This is a genomic window from Pseudomonas sp. TE3-3-F2023 (assembly GCF_036784815.1).
Taxonomy (GTDB): domain Bacteria; phylum Pseudomonadota; class Gammaproteobacteria; order Pseudomonadales; family Pseudomonadaceae; genus Aquipseudomonas; species Aquipseudomonas pudica.
Genome location: NZ_CP145113.1, coordinates 1,654,805 through 1,676,282 on the forward strand (window position 1 = coordinate 1,654,805; position 21,478 = coordinate 1,676,282).

18 protein-coding genes are annotated in these 21,478 nt (G+C 64.8%); 10 read left to right on the forward strand and 8 right to left on the reverse strand.

Features of this window, described 5'->3' with window-relative positions; translation table 11 throughout:
* Positions 1-6 precede the first annotated feature (6 nt).
* The 3 genes from V3314_RS07495 (at position 7) to V3314_RS07505 (ending at position 4,308) form a co-directional block, all read left to right on the forward strand.
* Complete coding sequence (locus V3314_RS07495; protein ID WP_196173259.1) at positions 7-633, forward strand: DNA-3-methyladenine glycosylase; 627 nt, start codon at positions 7-9, stop codon at positions 631-633.
* 148 nt (positions 634-781) lie between these two features.
* A complete protein-coding gene (ada, locus tag V3314_RS07500; RefSeq protein WP_322493324.1) occupies positions 782-1,840 on the forward strand; it encodes a bifunctional DNA-binding transcriptional regulator/O6-methylguanine-DNA methyltransferase Ada in 1,059 nt (352 codons plus the stop codon).
* A 56-nt stretch (positions 1,841-1,896) separates the two neighbouring features.
* Complete coding sequence (locus V3314_RS07505; protein ID WP_338460096.1) at positions 1,897-4,308, forward strand: DUF3772 domain-containing protein; 2,412 nt, start codon at positions 1,897-1,899, stop codon at positions 4,306-4,308.
* Positions 4,309-4,418: 110 nt separating this feature from the next.
* Here the strand turns inward: V3314_RS07505 and V3314_RS07510 are convergent, their stop codons facing one another.
* The 4 genes from V3314_RS07510 to V3314_RS07525 all read right to left on the reverse strand — a co-directional run bounded on the left by V3314_RS07510 (position 4,419) and on the right by V3314_RS07525 (position 9,339).
* Positions 4,419-5,636: a DUF3422 domain-containing protein gene (locus tag V3314_RS07510; RefSeq protein ID WP_338460097.1), complete on the reverse strand. Its 1,218-nt coding sequence runs from the start codon at positions 5,634-5,636 to the stop codon at positions 4,419-4,421.
* Positions 5,637-5,911: 275 nt separating this feature from the next.
* The gene (locus V3314_RS07515; protein ID WP_338460098.1) at positions 5,912-7,342 is read right to left on the reverse strand and encodes an aldehyde dehydrogenase family protein; all 1,431 of its coding nucleotides are present in this window, start codon (positions 7,340-7,342) and stop codon (positions 5,912-5,914) included.
* A 13-nt stretch (positions 7,343-7,355) separates the two neighbouring features.
* Positions 7,356-8,855 carry a cytosine permease gene (locus V3314_RS07520; protein ID WP_046616768.1) on the reverse strand — a complete coding sequence of 500 codons (1,500 nt, stop codon included), beginning with the start codon at positions 8,853-8,855 and terminating at the stop codon, positions 7,356-7,358.
* Between the two features lie 94 nt (positions 8,856-8,949).
* The gene (locus V3314_RS07525; RefSeq protein WP_015268917.1) at positions 8,950-9,339 is read right to left on the reverse strand and encodes a nuclear transport factor 2 family protein; all 390 of its coding nucleotides are present in this window, start codon (positions 9,337-9,339) and stop codon (positions 8,950-8,952) included.
* Positions 9,340-9,745: 406 nt separating this feature from the next.
* Between V3314_RS07525 and V3314_RS07530 the strand changes: the two genes are divergently transcribed.
* The gene (locus tag V3314_RS07530; protein WP_196173250.1) at positions 9,746-10,765 is read left to right on the forward strand and encodes a transporter; all 1,020 of its coding nucleotides are present in this window, start codon (positions 9,746-9,748) and stop codon (positions 10,763-10,765) included.
* A gap of 15 nt (positions 10,766-10,780) precedes the next feature.
* Here the strand turns inward: V3314_RS07530 and ehuA are convergent, their stop codons facing one another.
* The 4 genes from ehuA to ehuB form a co-directional block, all read right to left on the reverse strand.
* Positions 10,781-11,575 carry an ectoine/hydroxyectoine ABC transporter ATP-binding protein EhuA gene (gene ehuA / locus V3314_RS07535; protein ID WP_178081818.1) on the reverse strand — a complete coding sequence of 265 codons (795 nt, stop codon included), beginning with the start codon at positions 11,573-11,575 and terminating at the stop codon, positions 10,781-10,783.
* A 65-nt stretch (positions 11,576-11,640) separates the two neighbouring features.
* On the reverse strand, positions 11,641-12,297 hold the full coding sequence (gene ehuD / locus V3314_RS07540; protein WP_046616766.1) for an ectoine/hydroxyectoine ABC transporter permease subunit EhuD: 657 nt from the start codon (positions 12,295-12,297) through the stop codon (positions 11,641-11,643).
* Positions 12,294-12,953: an ectoine/hydroxyectoine ABC transporter permease subunit EhuC gene (ehuC, locus tag V3314_RS07545; protein ID WP_046616765.1), complete on the reverse strand. Its 660-nt coding sequence runs from the start codon at positions 12,951-12,953 to the stop codon at positions 12,294-12,296. The genes ehuD and ehuC overlap by 4 nt, the downstream gene beginning before the upstream one ends.
* A 62-nt stretch (positions 12,954-13,015) precedes the next feature.
* Positions 13,016-13,825, reverse strand: a complete 810-nt coding sequence (gene ehuB / locus V3314_RS07550) for an ectoine/hydroxyectoine ABC transporter substrate-binding protein EhuB (protein WP_108480159.1) — start codon at positions 13,823-13,825, stop codon at positions 13,016-13,018.
* Between the two features lie 285 nt (positions 13,826-14,110).
* On the opposite strand from ehuB, the gene V3314_RS07555 reads away from it, so the two are divergent.
* From V3314_RS07555 to V3314_RS07580, 6 genes are all read left to right on the forward strand, one after another.
* The gene (locus V3314_RS07555; protein WP_338460310.1) at positions 14,111-15,505 is read left to right on the forward strand and encodes a PLP-dependent aminotransferase family protein; all 1,395 of its coding nucleotides are present in this window, start codon (positions 14,111-14,113) and stop codon (positions 15,503-15,505) included.
* Between the two features lie 214 nt (positions 15,506-15,719).
* The gene (gene eutB / locus V3314_RS07560) at positions 15,720-16,691 is read left to right on the forward strand and encodes a hydroxyectoine utilization dehydratase EutB (protein ID WP_338460099.1); all 972 of its coding nucleotides are present in this window, start codon (positions 15,720-15,722) and stop codon (positions 16,689-16,691) included.
* A gap of 31 nt (positions 16,692-16,722) precedes the next feature.
* Positions 16,723-17,715 (forward strand): ectoine utilization protein EutC, encoded by a 993-nt coding sequence (gene eutC, locus V3314_RS07565; RefSeq protein ID WP_046616761.1) that lies wholly within the window; start codon positions 16,723-16,725, stop codon positions 17,713-17,715.
* Between the two features lie 36 nt (positions 17,716-17,751).
* Entirely contained in the window at positions 17,752-18,942 is a 1,191-nt protein-coding gene (gene doeA, locus V3314_RS07570; RefSeq protein ID WP_085601899.1) for an ectoine hydrolase DoeA, read from the forward strand.
* A gap of 3 nt (positions 18,943-18,945) precedes the next feature.
* A complete protein-coding gene (gene doeB / locus V3314_RS07575) occupies positions 18,946-19,965 on the forward strand; it encodes a N(2)-acetyl-L-2,4-diaminobutanoate deacetylase DoeB (RefSeq protein WP_338460100.1) in 1,020 nt (339 codons plus the stop codon).
* 36 nt (positions 19,966-20,001) lie between these two features.
* Positions 20,002-21,468: an NAD-dependent succinate-semialdehyde dehydrogenase gene (locus V3314_RS07580; RefSeq protein ID WP_338460101.1), complete on the forward strand. Its 1,467-nt coding sequence runs from the start codon at positions 20,002-20,004 to the stop codon at positions 21,466-21,468.
* Positions 21,469-21,478 lie beyond the last annotated feature (10 nt).

Below are 21,478 nucleotides of genomic sequence, written 5' to 3' on the forward strand. Positions count from 1 at the left end.
GGTGCCATGATCCTGGCCGACCTTTCGCCTGACGCGTACCGCGAGGCCACCGAATACCTGGCGGCGCTCGACCCGGACTGGTCGCGGCATATCGCAGCGACCGGGCCATGCCTGCACCAGGCCACGCCGGGGCGGGAGCCTTATGAGGTGTTGGTGCGGGCGATTGCCTACCAGCAACTGCATGCCCGTGCTGCCGAGGCAATTCTTGGGCGCTTGCTGGCGCTGTTTCCAGAAGCTGCGTTCCCAACGCCGGAGCAGTTGTTGGCAGTTACACCGGAAATCATGCGCGCCTGCGGTTTTTCCGCGAGCAAGATGGCGACGATCCAGGGTATTGCCCAAGGCCGGCTGGATGGCCTGGTGCCGAGCCGGGAGGAGGCACTGGCCCTGGCTGACGAGGCGTTGATCGAACGACTGGTGGCATTGCGTGGGGTAGGGCGGTGGACGGTGGAGATGCTGCTGATCTACAGCCTGGCGCGTTCGGACGTTCTGCCGGTCGACGATTTTGGCGTGCGCGAGGGGTATCGGCGGATGAAGGGGCTGGACAAGGCGCCGACGCCTGCGCAAATGCGTTCGCTGGGCGGAGGCTGGCGACCGTACCGCACCGTGGCGGCCTGGTACCTGTGGCGTGCCTGAAGTTTTGCACTGCCTGTGCCGGCCTCTTCGCGGGTAAACCCGCTCCCACAGGGATTTCCACAGCCTGGAAGGTCTATGCAGTACCTGTGGGAGCGGGTTCACCCGCGAAAGGGCCGGCACAGGCGACAACCAATCTGGACATTTACTAATGAACCCCTACACCACCCCCGACCAACGCTGGCAAGCCGTAGAATCCCGCGAAACCGCCGCCAGCGGCCACTTCGTCTACGCCGTGCGCACCACCGGGATCTACTGCCAGCCCGGCTGCAAATCACGCCTTGCCAAGCGAACCAACGTCGAGTTCTACGACACCCCAGCCGCCGCCGAAGCCGCCGGCTACCGCGCCTGCAAACGTTGCACCGCCACCTGCAACGCCAGCGCCACTCGTCACAGCCAGCTGGTCACCCGCGCCTGCCGCCTGATCGAAGCCAGCGATCCCGCGCCCAGCCTAGATCAACTCAGCGCGCAACTGGCCGTCAGCCCTTTCCACCTGCATCGCCTGTTCAAGGCCGAAACCGGCCTCACCCCCAAGGCCTACGCCACCGCTTCCCGTGCCCGGCGCCTGCGCGAGCACCTGGAAGATGGCCAACGCTCTGTCACCGATGCCATCTATGACGCCGGCTACAACTCCAACAGCCGTTTCTACGAAAGCGCCGACCAGCGCCTGGGCATGCGCCCGCGGCAATACCGTGCCGGCGGCGCCGGGGCAACCATCCACTTCGCCCTCGGCCAGTGCTCCTTGGGCGCGATCCTGGTCGCCCAGAGCGAGAAGGGCATTTGCGCGATCCTGCTGGGCGATGACCCCGAAGCCCTGCTGCGCGACCTGCAGGACCAGTTCCCCAAGGCTCACCTGGTCGGCGGCGATAGTGCCTACGAACGGTTGGTCGCCGAGGTGGTGGGCTTCGTCGAAGCCCCGGCGTTGGGCCTGGCCTTGCCACTGGATGTGCAAGGCACTGCGTTCCAGGAGCGGGTGTGGCAGGCCCTGCGCGAGGTGCCGGCCGGCAGCCGGGTCAGCTACACCGACATCGCCGAGCGCATTGGTGCGCCCAAGGCAGTACGTGCCGTGGCCATGGCCTGCGCGGCCAACCACATAGCCGTAGCCATCCCTTGCCATCGGGTGGTCCGCCGCGACGGCGACATCAGCGGCTACCGCTGGGGCGTCGAGCGCAAACAGCAACTGCTCAAACGAGAAACGGCACTCTCCTGATCGCGTGAAGCCGCGTAGAATCCCCCGCCAAATCGAATTGTAAAGAGGAATATTCGATGAGGCGTGTCAGCCTTGCCCGTTATTGCCCAGGCCTGATGGTTTTCCTGGCCCTGATGCTGGCCATTGCCAGCCCGGCCTGGTCGGCCCCGGCCACGCCCTTGTCCAATCTGGCGGTTGCCGAAGCGAACGTGCTGGATGAAAACGCCAGCATCGAGCAGTTGAGTGATCGGCTGGACCAGATCCGCCAGGGTGTCACCAGCGAGGCCAACGATGATCTGCTTTCGCAATTGCGCCTGGGCGCCATGCAGGTCCAGCGCCAGGCCGATGCGTTAAGTGCTTTGCGCACCACGGATGTGGAAAAAGTCGACGACAAACTCAAGGTCATCGGCCCGGTCCAGCAGGACGAGGCCGCCACACTGACCCAGCAGCGCAAGGAGCTTGAGGCCGAGAAAAAGGCCTTGGTAGCTCAGCGGGACCAGGCGACCAAGCTGACCCAGTCGGCCCGCGACCTGTCCACGCAAATCGTCAACCTGCGCCGCAGCCAGTTCAACTCGCAGATCACCAGCCGCGCAGCCTCACCGCTGAGCCCGGCGTTCTGGCAGAGCATCATTCGCCCCACCCAGGACGATGTGGCACGCCTGCGTGACCTGCGTGGTGAGACGGCTGATGCCATCAGTAGTGCCTTCAGTGCTGAAAATCGCTGGTTGTTCATTACCAGCCTGGTGGCGGCAATCCTGGTCTGGACCTTGGTGCGCCGCGTGCTCGAGCGCCTTCTCGCCGGCGCCATGGTCAGCTGGCTGCCCGAAGGCCGCCTGCGCCGCAGTGCGCTGGCGCTGGGTGTCAGCCTGGCAACCTTGGGCACCATCGCCGGCTCGGTCTCGCTGCTGCGTTGGGGGCTGGAGAGCAGCGCCGAGTTGGGCGCCGATATCACCAGCCTGGCCAATCATGTGCTCGCGCTGGTGGTGTTCAGCGCCTTCATCACCGGCCTGGGCCGCGCCATGCTGATGCTGCAGCGCCCGTCCTGGCGCCTGCCGCCTATTCACGATGAAGTGGCCAGCGCCCTGGGCTGGTTCCCCAAGGTGCTGGCGTTGGCGCTGATGGTCATGATGACCATGGAGCGCATCAACAGCGTGATCGGTGCCAGCCTGGCGCTGACCGTGGCGGTCAACGGCCTGACCGCGCTGGTAGTGGCGTTCACCTTCGCCGGTGCGCTGCTGCGTTACCGCCGCACCCTGCGCAAGCATGACCTGGAGCGCCCCACAGGCCTGGCCGGGCTGATCCCGTTCGTGATGGTGATCTGGCTTACGTTGATCCTGCTGGCCTTGCTCGCCGGTTACCTGACACTCGCCTACTTCCTCACCGCCAAGCTGCTGTGGGTCAGCCTGGTGATTACCTGTGCCTACCTGCTGACCACGTTCTTTGGCGACCTCTGCGAAACCCTGCTGTCGCCCCGCCAGCCCGGCGGCCTGGCGCTGGCCTCGACCCTGGGCCTGGCGCCACGTCACCAGGCCCAGGCCAGCACCATCCTGGCCGGCATTGGCCGCACCGTGGTGCTGTTCCTGGCGCTGTTGCTGGCACTGATGCCATCGGGCACCAGCCCCAGCGAACTGCTGCTGAGCCTGGGTGATTGGGACGAGACCGGCGGCAAGCTGCTGGGCAACATGAACATTGTCCCCCAGGACATTCTGTTGGCAGTGGTGATGTTCCTCGGCGGCCTGTTCGCCATCCGCGTGGTCAAGCGCTGGCTGAGCGATCGCCTGCTGCCGGAAACCGACATGGACGCCGGCATGCGTGCCTCGCTGGTGACTCTGGTGGGTTACCTGGGCTTCATCTTCCTGGCCATGCTGGTGATGTCGACCCTGCGCATCAACCTCACCAGCCTGACCTGGGTGGTCAGTGCCCTGTCGGTGGGTATCGGTTTCGGTCTGCAGCAGATCGTGCAGAACTTCATCTCCGGTCTGATCCTGCTTACCGAGCGGCCGGTCAAGGTGGGCGACTGGGTCAGCCTGGCTGGCGTCGAGGGTGACATTCGCCGTATCAATGTGCGCGCCACCGAGATCCAGATGTCCGACCGCTCTACGGTCATCGTGCCCAACTCGCAGTTCATCTCGCAGAACGTGCGCAACGTGACCATGGGCAATGCCTTGGGTGTGGTCGGCATCACGCTCACGCTGCCGCTGGAGACCGACGCCAACCGTGTGCGCGAATTGCTGCTGGCAGCGTACCAGGAGCACGAGGCGATTCTGGATGCACCGGCCACTTCGGTGTCGTTCAAGGACCTGACCAGCAGCGGGATGGTGATTGGTGTGAGCGGTTACGTGGCGGGGCCGCGGCAGGTGTCCGGCACGCGCAGTGACCTGTTGTTCACCATCCTTGGGCGTCTGCGTGACGAGGGCATCGCCCTGTCGTCGCCGCAGAGCATGGTGTTGCTGCAGGAGGGTGCTCGCCCGGCTGAAGAGTCGGTGTAAAGCCGATCGCCGGCAAGCCAGCTCCCACAAGGACCGCGTCGACTTCAAGCCGTACGCAATACCTTTGGGATCTGGCTTGCCGGCGATTGGGCTGCAAAGCAGCCCCAGCCTCAATGTTGCTTGGCCCGCCTGATTCTCAGCAAGATCACCAGCAACACCAACAGCACAGGCGGCGCCATGGCCAACAGCCCATCCCGCGCCGTCAGCCCCAACCCCAGCACATTCAGCCCGCCATACAGCAGCTTGAACAAGTTCAGCAGGTAGTAGGTGATGGCAATGATCGACAGCCCCTCCACCGCCCGTTGAATCTTCACTTGGGCATCGGCCCGGGCATTGAGGCTGCGCAGGATCTCGGCGTTCTGTTCTTCCATCTCCACCTGTACCCGTGCCTGCAACAGGTCGCCCAGGTTGGCCACATTCTTTGCCAACTGCTCCAGGCGCTGTTCGGTGGCCGCGCAGTAGCGCACGGTCGGTTTGAACCGGCGTTCGATGAACACCCCCAGGCGCTGGCAGTCGCCCACATGGCTTTCCCGCAGCTCGCCCAGGCGCTCGAACACCAGTTGCGCATAGGCTTGCGTGGCGCCGAAGCGGTGGCGGGTTTTCACCGTGCGGCTGACCACCTGGCGTGACAGGTGGGCAATGGCCTCCAACAACCCTTTGGAATCATGGCCATCGACCCCGGCACTGCGCTCCGAGAGGCTGACCAGGGTCTTGTCGAAGGCATCCAGCTCCTGGCTCAGGTCCTTGGCGGTGGTCAGGGTCAGCGAGGCCATCATGCGGTAGGTCTCGATCTCCAGCAGACGGCGGATCATGCGGCCCTGACGGTAGGCATTGAGGCGACGGTTGATGAACAGGAAGCGGTTGGTGCCGTCCTCGGTCAGGCGAAAATCGCTCCACACCACCGCATCGCCACCGCCGACGCAGGAGCCGCACGGGTCCTTGAAACCGTAGTGGGGCAGGTCCAGTTCGTGTTCGTCACGGACCAGCACCTGCACCGCGTTGATCACCTGCGCCGCTTGCGGGGCGATAGCCTCGGCCAGCACCGGCGGCAGCGTTTGCCACTCGGTGTCGGCGGCCGTGCAAGGCACCACCAGGGTCAGGGTGAAGAACTCGGTGTGCCGTTCCCACTTGAACGGATGACCATCGAGGCGGGTGATGCCTTGGGCGGCTGCGGTGTCCAGGCCATCCGGGCAGCAGCGTTGCAGCAGTGCCGCACAGGCAGCATCGCCGCCGAGCAAGGCCAGGTGGAAGACATGCGCCGGGCCGTCGAAATACAGCGACGGGCGGGCGTGCAGTTCGTTGTGCAAGGCGGTGCGTTGAGGGTGCATGGGTGGTCCGGCCTGGTGTTGTGATTGTGGGGGGTACCAGGAAGTGGGACTTTGCGCGGGGAGGGGAAAGTCACGCGGGCGCAGAGTTTCGTGTCGCCTGTACCGGCCTCTTCGCGGGCAAGCCCGCTCCCACAGGTACGGTGCTGCCCTTCAGGCCTGCGCTATCCCTGTGGGAGCGGGTTTACCCGCGAAGAGGCCGGTAAGCCCGGCTCATACGCGGTTCTTGTAGGAGCGGCCTTGTGTCGCGAAAGGGCCGTAAAGCGGCCCCGGAAATCTCAACCCAGACAGCGCGTCACATGCTTGACCGATTGGTAGGCCGACAACCCCCAAGGCCCCAGCTCACGCCCGATCCCGCTACCCTTGGTGCCACCCCACGAGGTCTCGACGAACACTGCCTGCACCGAGTTGATCCACACATGGCCAACCTCCAGCGCATCGGCTACCCGCTCGGCACGGTCCAGATCGGCAGAGCACACCGTCGCCACCAGCCCGAAGCGGCTATCGTTGGTCTCGGCAATCGCCTGTTCCTCGGTCGCAAAGCGACGCGCGCACAGCACCGGGCCAAAGATTTCCTCGGTCCACAGGCGGCTGTCTTTCGGCACATCGGCATACAGCGTCGGGCTGACGAACCAGCCATCCCGGTCCAGCGCCTTGCCACCTACCAGGCACTGCAAGCCTTCTTCCCGCGCCGTGGCAAAGTAGCCGGCCACTTTCAGCCACTGCGCCTGGCTGGTCAGCGGCCCCATGTCGACCTCCTCGGTCAACGGATTACCGACCCGCAGGTTTTCCAGTGCCTCCTGCAAGCGCGGCAGCAGTGCCTCGGCAATGCCGTCCTGCACCAGCAGCCGCGAAGTGGCCGAGCACATCTGCCCGGCGTTCCAGGTGATGCCGGCGACGATCCATTCCACCGCCTGGCCCACATCGCAATCATCGAACACCACGATCGCCGACTTGCCACCCAGCTCCAGCGTAACCGGCCGGCACTGCGCCGAAGCGCTGCGCATTACCTGGCTGCCAACACTATTGCTGCCGGTGAACGACAGCTTGTCCAGGCCATTGTGATTGCTCAGTGCAGCGCCGGTTTCGGCCTTGCCGTTGATGATGTTCAACACCCCGGCCGGCAGCCCCAGGGCATCGGCGATCTGGCCGTAGGCCTGTTCGATCAGCGGGGTGACTTCCGACGGCTTGAGCACCACGGTGCAACCGGCGGCCAGGGCCGGGGCGAGCTTCCAGGCGCTGGTCACCAGCGGGAAGTTCCACGGCACGATCAGGCCGACCACGCCCACCGGTTCCAGGCGGGTGCGAGCGCTGAAGCCCGGTGCAGCCAACGGCACGTCACGGTTCTTCGATGGCAGTTGCTCGGCCAGTTCGGCGTAGTAGCCGAAGGTGGCGATGGCGTCGTTCAGGTCGATTTCCGCCTCGTGACGTGGCTTGCCATTGTTGCGCATCTGCAAGGTGATCAACGCTTCACGGCGCTGCCCGAGTTGTTCGGCAAAGCCGCGCAGGTAGGCGGCGCGTTCGCTGGCGCTGGTGCTTTTCCAGGCGTGCAGGGCGCCACGGGCAGCGGTCACGGCCTGGTCTACCTGGCCGACGCTGGCGGCCATCAGTTCGGCAAACGGTTGCCCAAGGGCCGGGTCATTGACGCTGATGCAGTCGCTGCCCTGGCCTTCGACCCAGCGGCCGGCAATGTAGTGGGAAGTGGTCATGGTCGGTTTCCAGTCAGGCCATTTCGGCGGTGGTTACCGGGGTGTGCGCGGTGCTTTTGCAACGCACCCAACGCGGGCCTTGGGGGCCATACACGCCGGCAGGTTCGGGGAAAAGGTTGAGCAGCAGCAGGTACAGCACACCTGCCAGCCCCAGGGTGACCGGCAGGCTCAGGTCGATGCCGCCGGCCAGGTCGCCCAGTGGGCCGACGAACTGCCCTGGCAGGTTGACGAAGCACAGGCCCACCGCCGCGCTGGGGATCCACGCCCCCATGCCGCGCCAGTTCCAGCCATGCAGGAACCAGTAGTGGCCGCCACGCTGGCCGCGGGTGAATACCTGCAGGTCGTCGGCATGGTAGAAGCCGCGGCGAGTGATCAGGCCAAGGATCATGATCACCATCCACGGGCTGGTGCAGGTGATGATCAGCACGGCGAAGGTCGAAACGCTCTGCACCAGGTTGAAAGTGAAGCGGCCGACGAAGATGAAGCCGATCGCCAGCACGCCGATCAGCAGCGTGGCGCCGGCACGGCTGAGCAGGCGTGGGAACACGCTGGACATGTCCAGGCCGGTGCCGTACAGCGCCGTTGTGCCGGTGGACATGCCGCCGATCACCGCAATCAGGCACACCGGCAGGAAGAACCAGCTTGGCGCCACCGCCAGCAGGCCACCGACGTAGTTGTTGGCAGCGATGTAGTCCGGCGCCTGGGTGGCCACCAGGGTGGCGGTGCACAGGCCGAACAGGAACGGGATCAGTGTCGCGCCCTGGGCCGCGATCACCGCCAGCATGATGCGCGCCTTGGGCGTTTCACGCGGGATGTAGCGCGACCAGTCGCCGAGGAACGCACCGAACGACACCGGGTTGCTCATGGCCAGGATTGCCGCACCGACGAATGCCGCCCAGAAGCCCGCCTGGCCGAGGTTGACGCTACCCGCGTAACCGGCATCGAACGGCCCGGCAAAGGCAACGATGCCCAGCAGGAACAGCAGGCTCGAGGCCCAGACGGCAATCTTGTTGACCCACAGCATGAAGCGGAAGCCGAAGATGCACACCACCAGCACCAGTACCGCGAACAGGCCGTAAGCCAGGCCCAGGGTCAGGTCGGTTTCCGGCAGGCCGGCCAGGCGCTTGGCGCCGCCGACCAGGGCATCGCCCGAGCTCCAGACCGACAGCGAAAAGAATGCCACTGCGGTGAGCAGCGACAGGAACGAACCGACGATGCGACCGTGCACGCCAAAGTGCGCACCCGACGACACCGCGTTGTTGGTGCCGTTGAGCGCGCCGAACAGGCCCATGGGCGCGAGGATCAGCGCACCCACGCCGACGCCGAGCAGGATCGCCCACACACCGGCCTGGAACGACAGCCCGAACAGCACCGGGAAGCTGCCCAGCACGGCTGTGGCGAAGGTATTGGCGCCGCCGAAGATCAGGCGGAACAGGTCCAGCGGGGAGGCGTCGCGTTGATCGTCGGGGATCTGTTCGACGCCGTTGGTCTCGATACCGGTCGAGTGGCTCATGGTGATGCTCCAGCGCGGTTGTTGTGGGCCGGCGCAGTACGCGGGCCTTATTGTGGGTGCGATGGCAGGGCGGCAGGGCCGCGTAAATGGATGATCAGGCCGGCGATACGACCGACAGGTGCTCGTGGCAGGCCAGCCACCGTTCGCCGTGGCGGCGGAAGACAATGGTTTCGCGCTCGCTCAACTGGTGTTCTTCGCCGGCGATGCGGATGTGCGTGGCCACATCATGCATGAAGATCGCCACGTCACCTTGCAGGCTCACCTGGGCATTGCCCGATTCGCAGGCGAGCACGGCAAACCCGTCGGCCTGCCACTGGGCCCAGAGTTGCTCGTAGGCATGGCGCGACAGCAGCGGTTGCGGCAGGGTGTGGAAAAGGAAGGTGGCGTCTTCGCTGAAGCAGGCGAAATAGCGAGCAGTGTCGTTGCTGGCGAACGCCGCAACGAGGTCGGCGGCGGCTTGCCGTACCTGGAGTGTCTGGTCCACGGGAGTGGCCTCACGGTTCTTGTGATTGTGGTGAAGCGATTCTGGTGGCGGTTTGCGAGGGGAAAAATCGCTGCGGGCAAATAATCAGTTCAGGAATTTGTGAAGTGATGGCTGCGCTTTCTCAGGTTTCGCGCCGCACACCCTGTGGGAGCGGGCGTGCCCGTTCTCATAAGGCTGCACATAACGCATTGAATTAGCAGGGCCCCCTGTGGGAGCGGCTTCAGCCGCGAACACCGGCGCAGCCGGTGCCACGCACCACGCTGGATTCTTCGCGGCTAAAGCCGCTCCCACAGGGTCTCTACGCGACAGCGCAGCCCAAAGGGCTTTCAGCTATCCAGCTGTCATCTGACTGCAACGAATATTCAGCAACCTTTCTGCCATCTCCCGTGCCTCATTGCGAGTTCGAATGGGCCATCCCGCGCTGCATCTGCCACAGGACCACGACCTGTTCGGCCTGCTCTACGCCTTCGCCTTCCGCCCTGGCCAGCCGGGGCGCGAAATTGATTCGGCGCAGTTGTTGCGCATGCTCGGCCAGCCGCTGGAACCTGGCGAGTTTCTGTGGGTGCACCTGAACCTGGCCCACGCTGCCTGCGAACGCTGGTTGCGCACCCACCTGCAGCTGCCCGAAGCCTTCTTCGAAACCCTGCGCGAAGGTTCGCGCTCGACCCGTCTCGAACACGCCGACGCGGCACTGCTGGCGGTGGTCAACGATGTGGTGTTCAACTTCGGCCTGGTGACCTCGGACATTTCCACGCTGTGGGCCTGCGCCAGCAGCCAGCTGCTGGTGAGCGCCCGGTTGCAGCCGTTGCATTCGGTGGACAAGTTGCGCTCGTCGGTCAAGCGTGGCGAGCGCTTTCATTCGTCCATCGAGTTGCTGGTCCATCTGCTGCGCGACCAGGGCGATGTGCTGACCCAGATCGTGCGTGAAACCACCACCAGCGTCGACCGCATCGAAGACCAGTTGCTGTCCCAGCGTCTGAGCGACAACCGCGCCGAACTGGGCAGCATGCGCCGGGTGCTGGTGCGCCTGCAGCGCCTGCTGGCGCTGGAGCCAGGGGCGCTGCTGCGGCTGCTGAACCGGCCGCCCGACTGGCTGCAGGAACAGGACATACGCCAGCTGCGCGCGGCCACAGAAGAGTTCACCCTGGTGATCAGCGACCTCACCGCCCTCGGTGAGCGGATCAAACTGCTGCAGGAAGAAATCGCCGCCAAGCTCAACGAACAGACCAACCGCACCCTGTTCACCCTGACTGTGGTGACTGTGCTGGCCCTGCCCATCAACATCATCGCCGGCTTCTTCGGCATGAACGTCGGGGGTGTGCCGCTGGCGGAAAACCCCCATGGTTTCTGGGTACTGGTGGCCCTGGTGGCGACCTTCACCGTGCTGGTGGGGCGCTGGGCTTTTCGCAAGCGGCGCGAGTACTGACGCGACGATCGCCGGTCAGTTCGCCTCCCGCACTGCACTCAGGAACGCCCGGGTCCGCTCCTGTTGCGGGTTTTCGTAGATCTGTGCCGGCGTCCCCTGTTCGTGGATCTGCCCCTTGTAGAAAAAGCACACCCGATCCGCGAACTCCCGGGCAAAGCCCATCTGATGCGTCACCATCAGCATGGTCAGGTTGTGCTCGCTGCCCAACCGGCGGATCACGTTCAGCACCTCGCCACACAGTTCCGGGTCCAGCGCCGAGGTCACTTCGTCGAACAGCATCACCTTGGGCCGCATCGCCAGCGCCCGGGCAATCGCCACGCGCTGTTGCTGGCCACCGGACAATTGCGATGGGTAGTGCTCGAACTTGTTGCCCAGGCCAACCATCTCCAGCAACTCGGCAGCCCGTTCACGCGCCTCGGCCGGCTTCACGCCCAACACCTGGACCGGGGCCTCGATCACGTTCTGCAAGGCACTCATGTGCGGGAACAGGTTGAAACTCTGGAACACCATGCCGATCTTCGCCCGCACTTTGCGTACATGTCGCTCGTTGGCGATGAGCTGCGTGCCGTTGCGCCCAGGCATGTGGGTGAGCGATTCGCCATCGACTTCGATCATGCCCTGGTCGATGCCCTCAAGTGTCATCAGTACCCGCAGCAATGTCGACTTGCCCGAGCCACTGGGGCCGATGATCGCCACCTTTTCGCCAGGGGCGACATCGAGGTTGAGGCCGTCGAGTACGGTGAAGCTGCCGTAGCGTTTGGTCACGTCCTTGAAACTGACGATCGGTTGGGCAATGGCCGGTGTGGGCATGTGGGTGTCCAGCGGCTGGGTGGCTGTGGCGGTGGCACTGGCGAAGTGGGTCACAGGGGCGATCATCAGCGGAGCTCCAGGCGCACTTCAAGGCGCCGAACGAGGTAGGCCAGAGCGACGCTCAAGGCCAGGAAGAACAGACCGACCAGGGTGATCGGCTCGAGGTAGCGGAAGCTTTCGGAGCCGACATTCTTGGCCTGCTGCATGATTTCCACCACGGTGATGGCCGACAGCACCGGGGTGTCCTTGAGCATGGCGATCAGGTAGTTGCCCAACGGCGGCAGGATCGGCCGAATCGCCTGGGGCAGGATGACTGCCCGGTAGGCGGTCCATGGCGCGAAGTTGAGGGCGACCACCGCTTCCCACTGGCTGCGCGCCACCGAGTCGAGGCCGCCGCGGTAAACCTCGGCCAGGTAACAGGCGTAGTGCACGCCGATACCGATGATGCCGGCCTGCATGGCGGTCATGTTGACCCCGTAGTTGGGCAGCACGTAATAGAGGAAATACACCTGGATCAGCAGCGGCGTACTGCGGATGAACTCGATCAGCAATGCCACCGGCCATGACAGCCAGGCCTGGCGGCTGCGTCGGGCGATGGCCAGGAACAGGCCCAGCACCACTGCAATCAGGAAGCCAACCACGGTGATGCCCAGGGTTTTCAGCGACGCCTGCAGCAAGTCGGGCAGGATTTGCGCGACGTAGTTCCAGTCCCAGAAATTCATGACAGGCTCCCCCGCAGGCGACCGCGGCTCAGGCGCCGTTCGACCCGACGCATGAGGAAGTTGATGACCTGCGCCAGGACGAAGTAGAGCAGCAGGGTGAGGCTGAAGATTTCCAGGGTCTGGAAAGTCGCCTGGTCCAGCTGACGGGCGCGGAAGCTAAGGTCCGACAGGGTGATCAGCGACACCAGCGATGTGTTTTTCAGCAGTTCGATCAGCAGGTTGGTGCCAGGTGCGATGGCCGCCAGCAATGCCTGCGGCAGGATGATCCGCCGGAAGCGGATGGTGGCGGGCATGTTCAGCGCGGTGCAGGCTTCGTACTGCCCTTTGGCCACCGAGCTGATCGCCCCGCGCATCACTTCGGCACCGTAGGCACCGATATGCAGCCCGAGGCCGACGATCGCCACGGTGTAGGCGCTGAGTTCGAGGTTGAACGGTGGCAGCGGCAATACGAAGAACAACCAGAACAACTGCACCAGCAACGAGGTGCCGCGGAACAGCTCGATGTAGGCCACGCAAAGCCAGCTCAATGGCCGCCATGACGAACGCCGGCCAAGGGCGGCGAGGATCGCGGCGACGATGGCCAGCAGCGAGCCGAAGAAGGTGACCTGGATGGTGACCCAGGCGCCTTGCAGTAACAACGGTATCAATTCACCCATGGTTCGACCTGAATAATCGGATTACACAGGGAATGGCACGGCAAGCGCCATGCCACCTCGATTCACTGCTGGGCACAGAGCTCGGCGGCGGTCTTGTCTGTCACGTTGCTGCGGTCGAAGCCGAACGGCGCGACGGTCTTGAGATGCTCCTCACTGCCCAGCCACTTTTTCATCTCGGCGTTGACCGCGTCGCGCAGGGCCTTGTCCTCGGGGCGGAAGGCCAGGGCACCGTAGCCGGTGTGGGCCGGGTCATCCGTGAAGTCGCTGATCGCCTCTACCTTGTCGCCACCCTTTTTCGCCAGGCCCTTCATGGTCAGCTGGGTGCCCACGGCAGCATCGGCGCGGCCGGCGCGCACGGCCTGCAACTGGGCGGTGGTGTCCGGCACCTGAAGGATCTGCGCATCCGTGATGCCGGATTCGCGGGCATAGGCGAGGTTGACCGTGCCCGCCATGATCGCCAGTTTCACGTCCGGGCTCCTGGCGATGTCGGCGTAGCTGTGCAGGTTCTTCGGATTGCCCTGTGCAACCAGCAGGGTGTCGGGCAGGGCGTACTGCGGGTCGGTGAAGATCACCTGCTTGCAGCGTGCCGGGGTGATGTACATGCCGGCGGCAATCACATCGAAGCGCCCGGCGCGCAAGCCCGGGATCAACGAACCCCACTCTGTGAGCACGCCATCGACCTGCTTGATGCCCATCTTCTCGAAGATGATCTTGGCGATTTCCGGTGACTCCCCGGTTACCCGGCCATCGGTCTCGGTAAAGGCGAACGGGGTTTCGTTGGCGTAGCCGATGCGGATGTGGCTGGTTTCCTTGATTTCGTCCAGGCTGGCAGCCTGGGCGCTGGCAAGCACACCGAAGGCGGCACAGGCCATCAGCAGGTGCTGGAAGGGGCGTGGAACGTTGAAAGGCTGGCTCATCAATGAAGCTCCTGTTTGTTATAAAAACCGTCATCGACGGCTCTGTGTTAGGAGGCAGTGGAGCAAAACAGCGAATGCAGGGTGGGTCGTTTGTTCGAGGCTGCCAGGCAGCGGGAGTTCGACCTTGGGCCGAGCATACAAAAGCTGAAACGGCGATGGCATTGCACTAGGACAATTGCCCGAAGCACCTGTACGGGGGATGCTGTGACCCTGGCCCCGGCAAGTGAAGCGAACATCATGATGCACAGTTGGAAGGCAGCCCTGGACACCGCCCGCATCGGCGAGTCCAAATACAAGATTCTGGTCCAGGCGGTCACCGGCGAAATCGAGCGCGGCGTATTGGTACATGACCAGCGCCTGCCACCGCAGCGGCAGGTAGCCGATGCCTTGGGCATCAGCGTGCAGACCGTGACCAATGCCTACAAGGAACTGGAGCGCCAAGGCCTGGTGCGTTGCGAGATTGGCCGAGGCAGTTTCGTCAGCCGGCGCATGAGCGACCGTGTGTCGGATGACATCATCGACCTGCCCGAGCGTACCCTGGTCGACTTCTCCATCACTCGCATTCTGCACACCCAGGTGCATGAGCGTATCTGGCGCGACACCTGCGCCGAGCTGGCCGTGGAAGAGGAGCAGCCGTGGATTCATGCCTACCGGCCCATCGCCGGCTTCGAGAGCCACCGCGAGGCCGCAGTGCGCTGGCTGGCCGGCCTGGGCATGCAGGTCGAGCGTGACGATGTGCTGGTCACCAATGGCGCCGCCCACGCCATCTTCCTGGCCCTGGCCTCGCTGGCCGGGCCGGATGATGTGGTGCTGTGCGAGGGGTTGACCGACCATGGCGTGATCGGCAATTCACAGGTGCTCGGTTTCACCCTCAAAGGCCTGGAGATGGACCGCGAGGGCATCAACCCGGAGCATTTCGAGGACATCTGCAGCAACGAGCGTGTGACCGCGCTGGTGTGCACACCCAACCTCAACAACCCTACCGTCAGCCTGATGCCCGACAGCCGGCGCCAGGAGATTGCCGAAATTGCCCGGCGCTTTGGCGTGCATATCATCGAAGATGACGTTTACGGGCCGCTGCTGGGTGGCAGCCATGCCAGGCCGCTCAGCTCCTATGCGCCGGAACTGTCGTTCTACTGCACCAGCATGACCAAGTCCGTGCTTACCGGCCTGCGCGTGGGCTACCTGGCCATGCCCAAGCGCCTGGCGCTGCGCACCGAGAGCATCTTGCGGGTCAACAGCTGGATGGCCACGCCCCTGGTGGCGGAGATTGCATCGCGCTGGATCAACGATGGGCGCGCGGCGCAGCTGGTGGCGCTGCAGCGCACCTTGCTGGGCGAGCGTCAGGCGTTGTTGCGTGAGTACCTGGGGGATTATGTGCGTGGTCAGCACGCCCATGCCTTAGGGGCGTGGCTGAACATTCCCGAGCGGTGGGAAGTGGACAGCCTGGTGCGTGCCCTGCGCCGCCGGCAGATTGCGGTAACGCCGCCGGAGCCGTTCCTGGTGCGCGGTACACCGCGGCCACGGGCCGTGCGCTTGTGCGTGGGCGCCGAGTGTTCCGAGGCGAAGCTGCGGCAGGCCTTTGGCGATATGCGGGAGTTGTTCGGGCAGTATCCGCAGATCCACGAGCTTTGAGCGGTCTGTACCGGGCTCTTCGCGGGTAAACCCGCTCCCACAGGTTCCGTGCGGGGTTACGGAAATACGCGATACCTGTGGGAGCGGGCGTGCCCGCGAAGAGGCCGCTGCAGGCAAAAACAAATTCCCCGGCAAATTGCCCTAGTACATTCATCACGACAATTTTCGCCTCATACACTCCGCCCAACATCAGCTCACTTGTTGGGTCCCGGTCATGTCAGCGCTCTCGCTTCACGATCTCTACCTCGCCCGCCAGCGTATCCACGGCCTGGTGCGCAGCACGCCGCTGGAACTTTCCCCCAGCCTGTCACGGCACCTGGGCACGCCGGTCTACCTGAAGCTCGAAGCCCTGCAGACCACCGGCAGCTTCAAGCTGCGTGGCGCCAGCAATGCCATCGCAGCACTGAACGCGGAACAACGCGCATGCGGCGTGGTTACGGCTTCCACCGGTAATCACGGCCGGGCGGTGGCCCACGCTGCTGCGCAACTGGGTGTGAAGGCAACCGTGTTTCTTTCGCAACTGGTGCCAGCCAACAAGGTCCAGGCCATCCGCGATCTGGGCGCCGAAGTGTGCATCGTCGGCCACTCCCAGGACGACGCCCAGCAGGCCGCGCACCAACATGCCGAGCAACAGGGCGCAACGCTGATTCCACCTTTCGATCACCCCCAGGTCATCGCTGGCCAGGGCACGCTGGGCCTGGAAATCATCGAGCAGTTGCCCGAGGTGGAGCAGGTGCTGATTCCGCTCTCCGGTGGTGGCCTGTTCGCGGGTGTGGCGTTGGCCATGAAAAGCATCAAGCCGGCGCTCACCACCCATGGCGTCAGCATGCAGCGTGGCGCGGCGATGTACGCCAGCCTGCAGGCCGGCTGCCCGGTCGAAGTCGAGGAGCTGCCAACCCTGGCCGACTCGCTTGGCGGCGGTATCGGCCTGGACAACCAGCACACCCTGAGCATGACCCAGCGTCTGCTCGACCAACTCCACCTGCTGCCGGAAGCGTCGATCGCCAACGGCATGCGCCACGCCTATCAGCACGAACGGCTGGTACTCGAAGGTGCCGGCGCAGTCGGCATCGCCGCGCTGCTCGACGGCCTGGTGACGGCCCGCGGCCCGGTCGTGGTGGTGGTCAGCGGGCGCAACGTCGACAGCGCACAGCATCAGCGCGTCATCAACGGCGGCGACGCCTGAAATTCAAGTTTCCTTCACTGGAGGTATTCGAATGCCGGCCATCACCTTGCTCAGCGAAGCCGACCTGCGTAGCTGCATCACCCTCGATCGCAACGCGATCGATGCCATCGAGCAGGCCTTTGCCCTGCTTGCCACGGCAAAGGTGGCGATGCCGCCGATCCTGCGCCTGGATGTGCCCGAGCACAACGGCGAGGTAGACGTGAAAACCGCCTACCTGCCAGGGCTGGAGCGTTTCGCGATCAAGGTCAGCCCTGGCTTTTTCGACAACCCCAAGCTTGGCCTGCCCAGCCTCAACGGCATGATGATGCTGCTGTCGGCCCGCACTGGCCTGCTCGATGCCTTGCTCCTCGACAATGGCTACCTCACCGCCGTGCGCACCGCTGCAGCCGGTGCGGTAGCTGCACGCTGGCTGTCGCGGCAGGACAGCCGCAGCGTGGCCTTGATCGGCAGTGGCGAACAGGCACGCCTGCAGCTGCAGGCACTGCGCCTGGTGCGGCCGATCGAACAGGTCAAGGTGTGGGGGCGCGATGCGCAGAGAACCGCAGCGTTATGCGATGACCTGGGGCGCGATGGGCAACTGCAGGTACAGGCTTGCGACACTGTCGACCAGGCCATGCAGTCGGTCGATATCGCCATCACCTGCACCCCCAGCCGCGAGCCGCTGATCCAGCCGCATCACCTGCAACCGGGGCTGCACATCACTGCCATGGGCTCGGATGCCGAGCACAAGAACGAGATCGCGCCCACGGCCCTGGCCCGGCTCGACCGCTATGTCGCCGACCGCCTGAGCCAGACCCGCGTGCTGGGCGAACTGCACCATGCCTTGCGCGCTGGCGCGGTCAGCGAGCAGGCCGTTCATTCCGAGCTGGGCCAGATCATCGCCGGGCTGTACCCGGGCCGGGTACAGGCCGATGAGGTCACCCTGTGCGACCTGACCGGCACCGGGGCCCAGGACACCGCAATCGCCAACCTTGCCTTCGAACGCGCAATCGCCGCCGACAAAGGCCTGGCGTTTCACAGCTGACAGCTTTCGCAACCCACTCACAAGAAGGGCATCCGCATGTCACAAACAGTGGTCAACCTGCCGTTCGGTCGGCAGGAGTACGCCCAGCGCCTGGCCAAGACCCGCGCTGCCATGCAGGCACAGGGCCTGGAGCTTTTACTGGTTACCGATCCCTCTAACATGGCCTGGCTCACCGGCTATGACGGCTGGTCGTTCTACGTGCACCAGTGCGTGCTGCTGGCGCTCGATGGCGAGCCGATCTGGTTTGGCCGCGGCCAGGACGCCAATGGTGCACGGCGTACGGTGTTCATGCAGCACGACAACATCGTCGGCTACCCGGACATCTATGTGCAGTCACGCGAGCGTCACCCGATGGACTACCTGTGCCAGGAGGTGATTCTGGCCAAGGGCTGGGGCGGCCTGAGCATCGGCGTGGAGATGGACAACTACTACTTCAGCGCGGCGGCCTACCAGGCGCTGTGCAAGCACCTGCCACAGGCGCGTTTCAGCGATGCCGCCGGGCTGGTCAACTGGCAGCGGGCCGTCAAGTCGCCGCAGGAAATCGAATACATGCGTATCGCCGCGCGCATCGTCGAGCAGATGCACGGCTGCATCCTCGAACGCATCGAGCCCGGCATGCGCAAGAACGAGCTGGTGGCCGAGATCTACCGCAGCGGCATCCTCGGTGTCGATGGCCATGGCGGCGACTACCCGGCCATCGTGCCGTTGTTGCCGACCGGCGCGGATGCCAGCGCGCCGCACCTGACCTGGGACGATTCACCGTTCACCCGCGGCGCCGGCACGTTCTTCGAGATTGCCGGCTGCTACAAGCGCTACCACTGCCCGCTGTCGCGCACCGTGTACCTGGGCAAGCCGCCGCAACACTTTCTCGATGGCGAAAAGGCGGTGGTCGAAGGTATCGCGGCCGGCCTTGATGCCGCGCGGCCGGGTAACACCACCGGTGACATCGCCAGGGCGTTCTTCCGCGTACTGGAGAAGTTCGGCATCCACAAGGACAGCCGTTGTGGTTACCCGATCGGTATCAGCTACCCACCAGATTGGGGTGAGCGCACCATGAGCCTGCGCCCGAGCGACACCAGCGTGCTGCAACCGGGCATGACCTTCCACTTCATGCCGGGGCTGTGGATGGACGACTGGGGCCTGGAGATCACCGAAAGCATCCTCATCACCGAGACCGGGGTAGAGACCCTGTGCAACGTGCCGCGCCAGCTGTTCGTGAAGGATTGACCCATGAATGCGATTGCACAGGCCGCCGCCACGGTGGCCAACCCCATCACCTGTACCTTGGATTTCGAGCAGGACGGCGTGCAGCACGGCTTCCTCAAGCTGCCGTACTCGCGTGACGACTCGGCCTGGGGTGCGGTGATGATTCCGCTGACGGTGGTCAGGAACGGCGATGGCCCGACAGCCTTGCTCACTGGTGGCAATCACGGTGACGAATACGAAGGCCCGGTAGCGCTGAGCAAGCTGGCCCAGCAGCTGCAGGCCGGGCAGATAAGCGGGCGGGTGATCATCGTGCCGTTCATGAACACACCGGCGTTCCAGGCGGGCACCCGCACCTCGCCGATCGACCGGGGCAACCTCAACCGCAGCTTCCCTGGCCGGCCCGATGGCAGCGTGACGGAAAAGATCGCCGACTATTTCCGCTGCACCCTGCTGCCGTTGGCCGATATCGTCCTGGACATCCACTCCGGTGGTCGCACCCTCGACTTCCTGCCGTTCGCTGCATGCCATGTGCTGCCCGACAAGGCCCAGCAGGCCCGTTGTGAAGCTGGCATGCAGGCCTTCGCCGCGCCCTACAGCATGCGCATGCTCGAGCTGGATGCGCAGGCGATGTACGACACCGCGGCAGAAGAGCAGGGCAAGGTGTTCATCACCACCGAACTGGGCGGTGGTGGCACCTCCACGGCGAAAAGCGTGGCCCTGGCGGAGCGCGGCGTGCGCAATGTGCTGATTCACGCCGGCATCCTCGCCGGCGAACTGGAGCAGGGCGAGACAACCCTGCTGGACATGCCCGATGGCGATTGCTTCATCGCCAGCGAGCACGACGGATTGCTGGAGATGTGCCGCGACCTGGGCGAAACGGTCAGCCAGGGTGAGGTGATCGCCCGTATCCATGACATCCGCCGCACCGGCAGCGCCCCGGTCGAGTACCGCGCCCGACGCAATGGCTTGCTCGCAGCCCGGCACTTTCCCGGCCTGGTGCAGTGCGGCGACACCCTGGCGGTAATCGCTGACGTATTGGCCTGAACCTGGCGCCACGACAACGAGGTATGGAGAACAGTCATGTCACACCACTACCCATTCAACAGCCTGTGCCACGTCGATGGCCAATGGCTGCACAGCCACAGCGGCAACAGCATCGCCGTGCATGACCCGGCCAACCGCCAGGTCATCGGCCATGTGCCTCTGCTCGACCATGAGCAGATCGTTGCCGCGGTGGATGCCGCCCAGCGGGCTTTCCCGGCCTGGCGCCAGCAGAGCCTGGACAGCCGCGCTGCGCTGTTGCGGCGTTGGGCCGAATTGATGCTCGAGCACCAGGAGGCTCTGGCGCGCATTCTCAGCGAGGAGCAGGGCAAGCCGCTGGCCGAAGCACGCGGTGAAATCGCCTATGCGGCAAGCTTCATCCCCTGGTTTGCCGAGGAGGCCCGGCGCCTCAACGGGCAGACCATCCCCAGCCATATTCCGGGTGCCCAGCTGAGTACGCTGAAGGAGCCCGTCGGGGTCTGCGCGCTGCTCACCCCATGGAACTTCCCCAGCGCCATGATCACCCGCAAGGCGGCTGCGGCATTGGCGGCCGGCTGCACGGTGGTGGTCAAGCCGGCCCACGAAACACCGTTCTCGGCGCTGGCCCTGGCCCAGCTGGCAGAGGACGCCGGCTTCCCGCCGGGGGTATTCAACGTGGTGATCGGCGAGCCGCAAATGGCCATGGAAACCCTGGTGCGCGACAGCCGCGTGCGGGCGGTCAGCTTCACCGGCTCGACCCGGGTGGGCAAGCTGGTGCTGCAAGCCGCGGCTCAGGAAGTGAAGAAAGTTGCGCTGGAGCTGGGCGGCAATGCGCCGTTCATCGTCTGCGCCGATGCCGACCTGGAGCTGGCCGTGCGGGTGGCCGTGGCAGCCAAGTTCCAGACGTCTGGCCAGGACTGCTGCGCGGCCAACCGGATCATGGTGCAGCGGCCGTTGTACGAAACATTCCTGGCGCGTTTTGCCGAAGCGGTGCGGGCGCTGAAGGTTGGCCCGGCGATGGTCGATGGCGAGGAGACAGCCACGGAGGTCGGCCCGCTGATGCACCAGGCCGCCTTCGATGCCACCCAGGCGCGGGTCGAGGACGCCCTGCAGCGTGGCGCCCGGCGCCTGGTCGGTGGCGAGGGCCATGCGCTGGGGGGCTGGTTCTTCCAGCCGACGGTGCTCGCCGATGTGACGCCGGCGATGCGCATCTACCAGGAAGAAAACTTCGCGCCGATTGCCGGGGTCATGCCATTCGACACGCTGGAGCAGGCCATCGCCATGGCCAACGACACTGAATACGGCCTGGCTGCCTACATCGTCGGCAACCGCCTCGATGTCGTGCACCCGCTGGTGCGCCGGCTCGACCACGCGATGGTGGCGATCAACGGCGTCAAGTTCACCGGCCACCCTATCCCGTTCGGCGGCATGAAGGCCTCGGGCCTGGGCCGCGAAGGCGGCAGCGAGGGCTTCGAACCCTTCGTCGAAACCAAATACGTTTGCTTGCACCACCACGGTCAGTTCTAAGGAGTGTTTG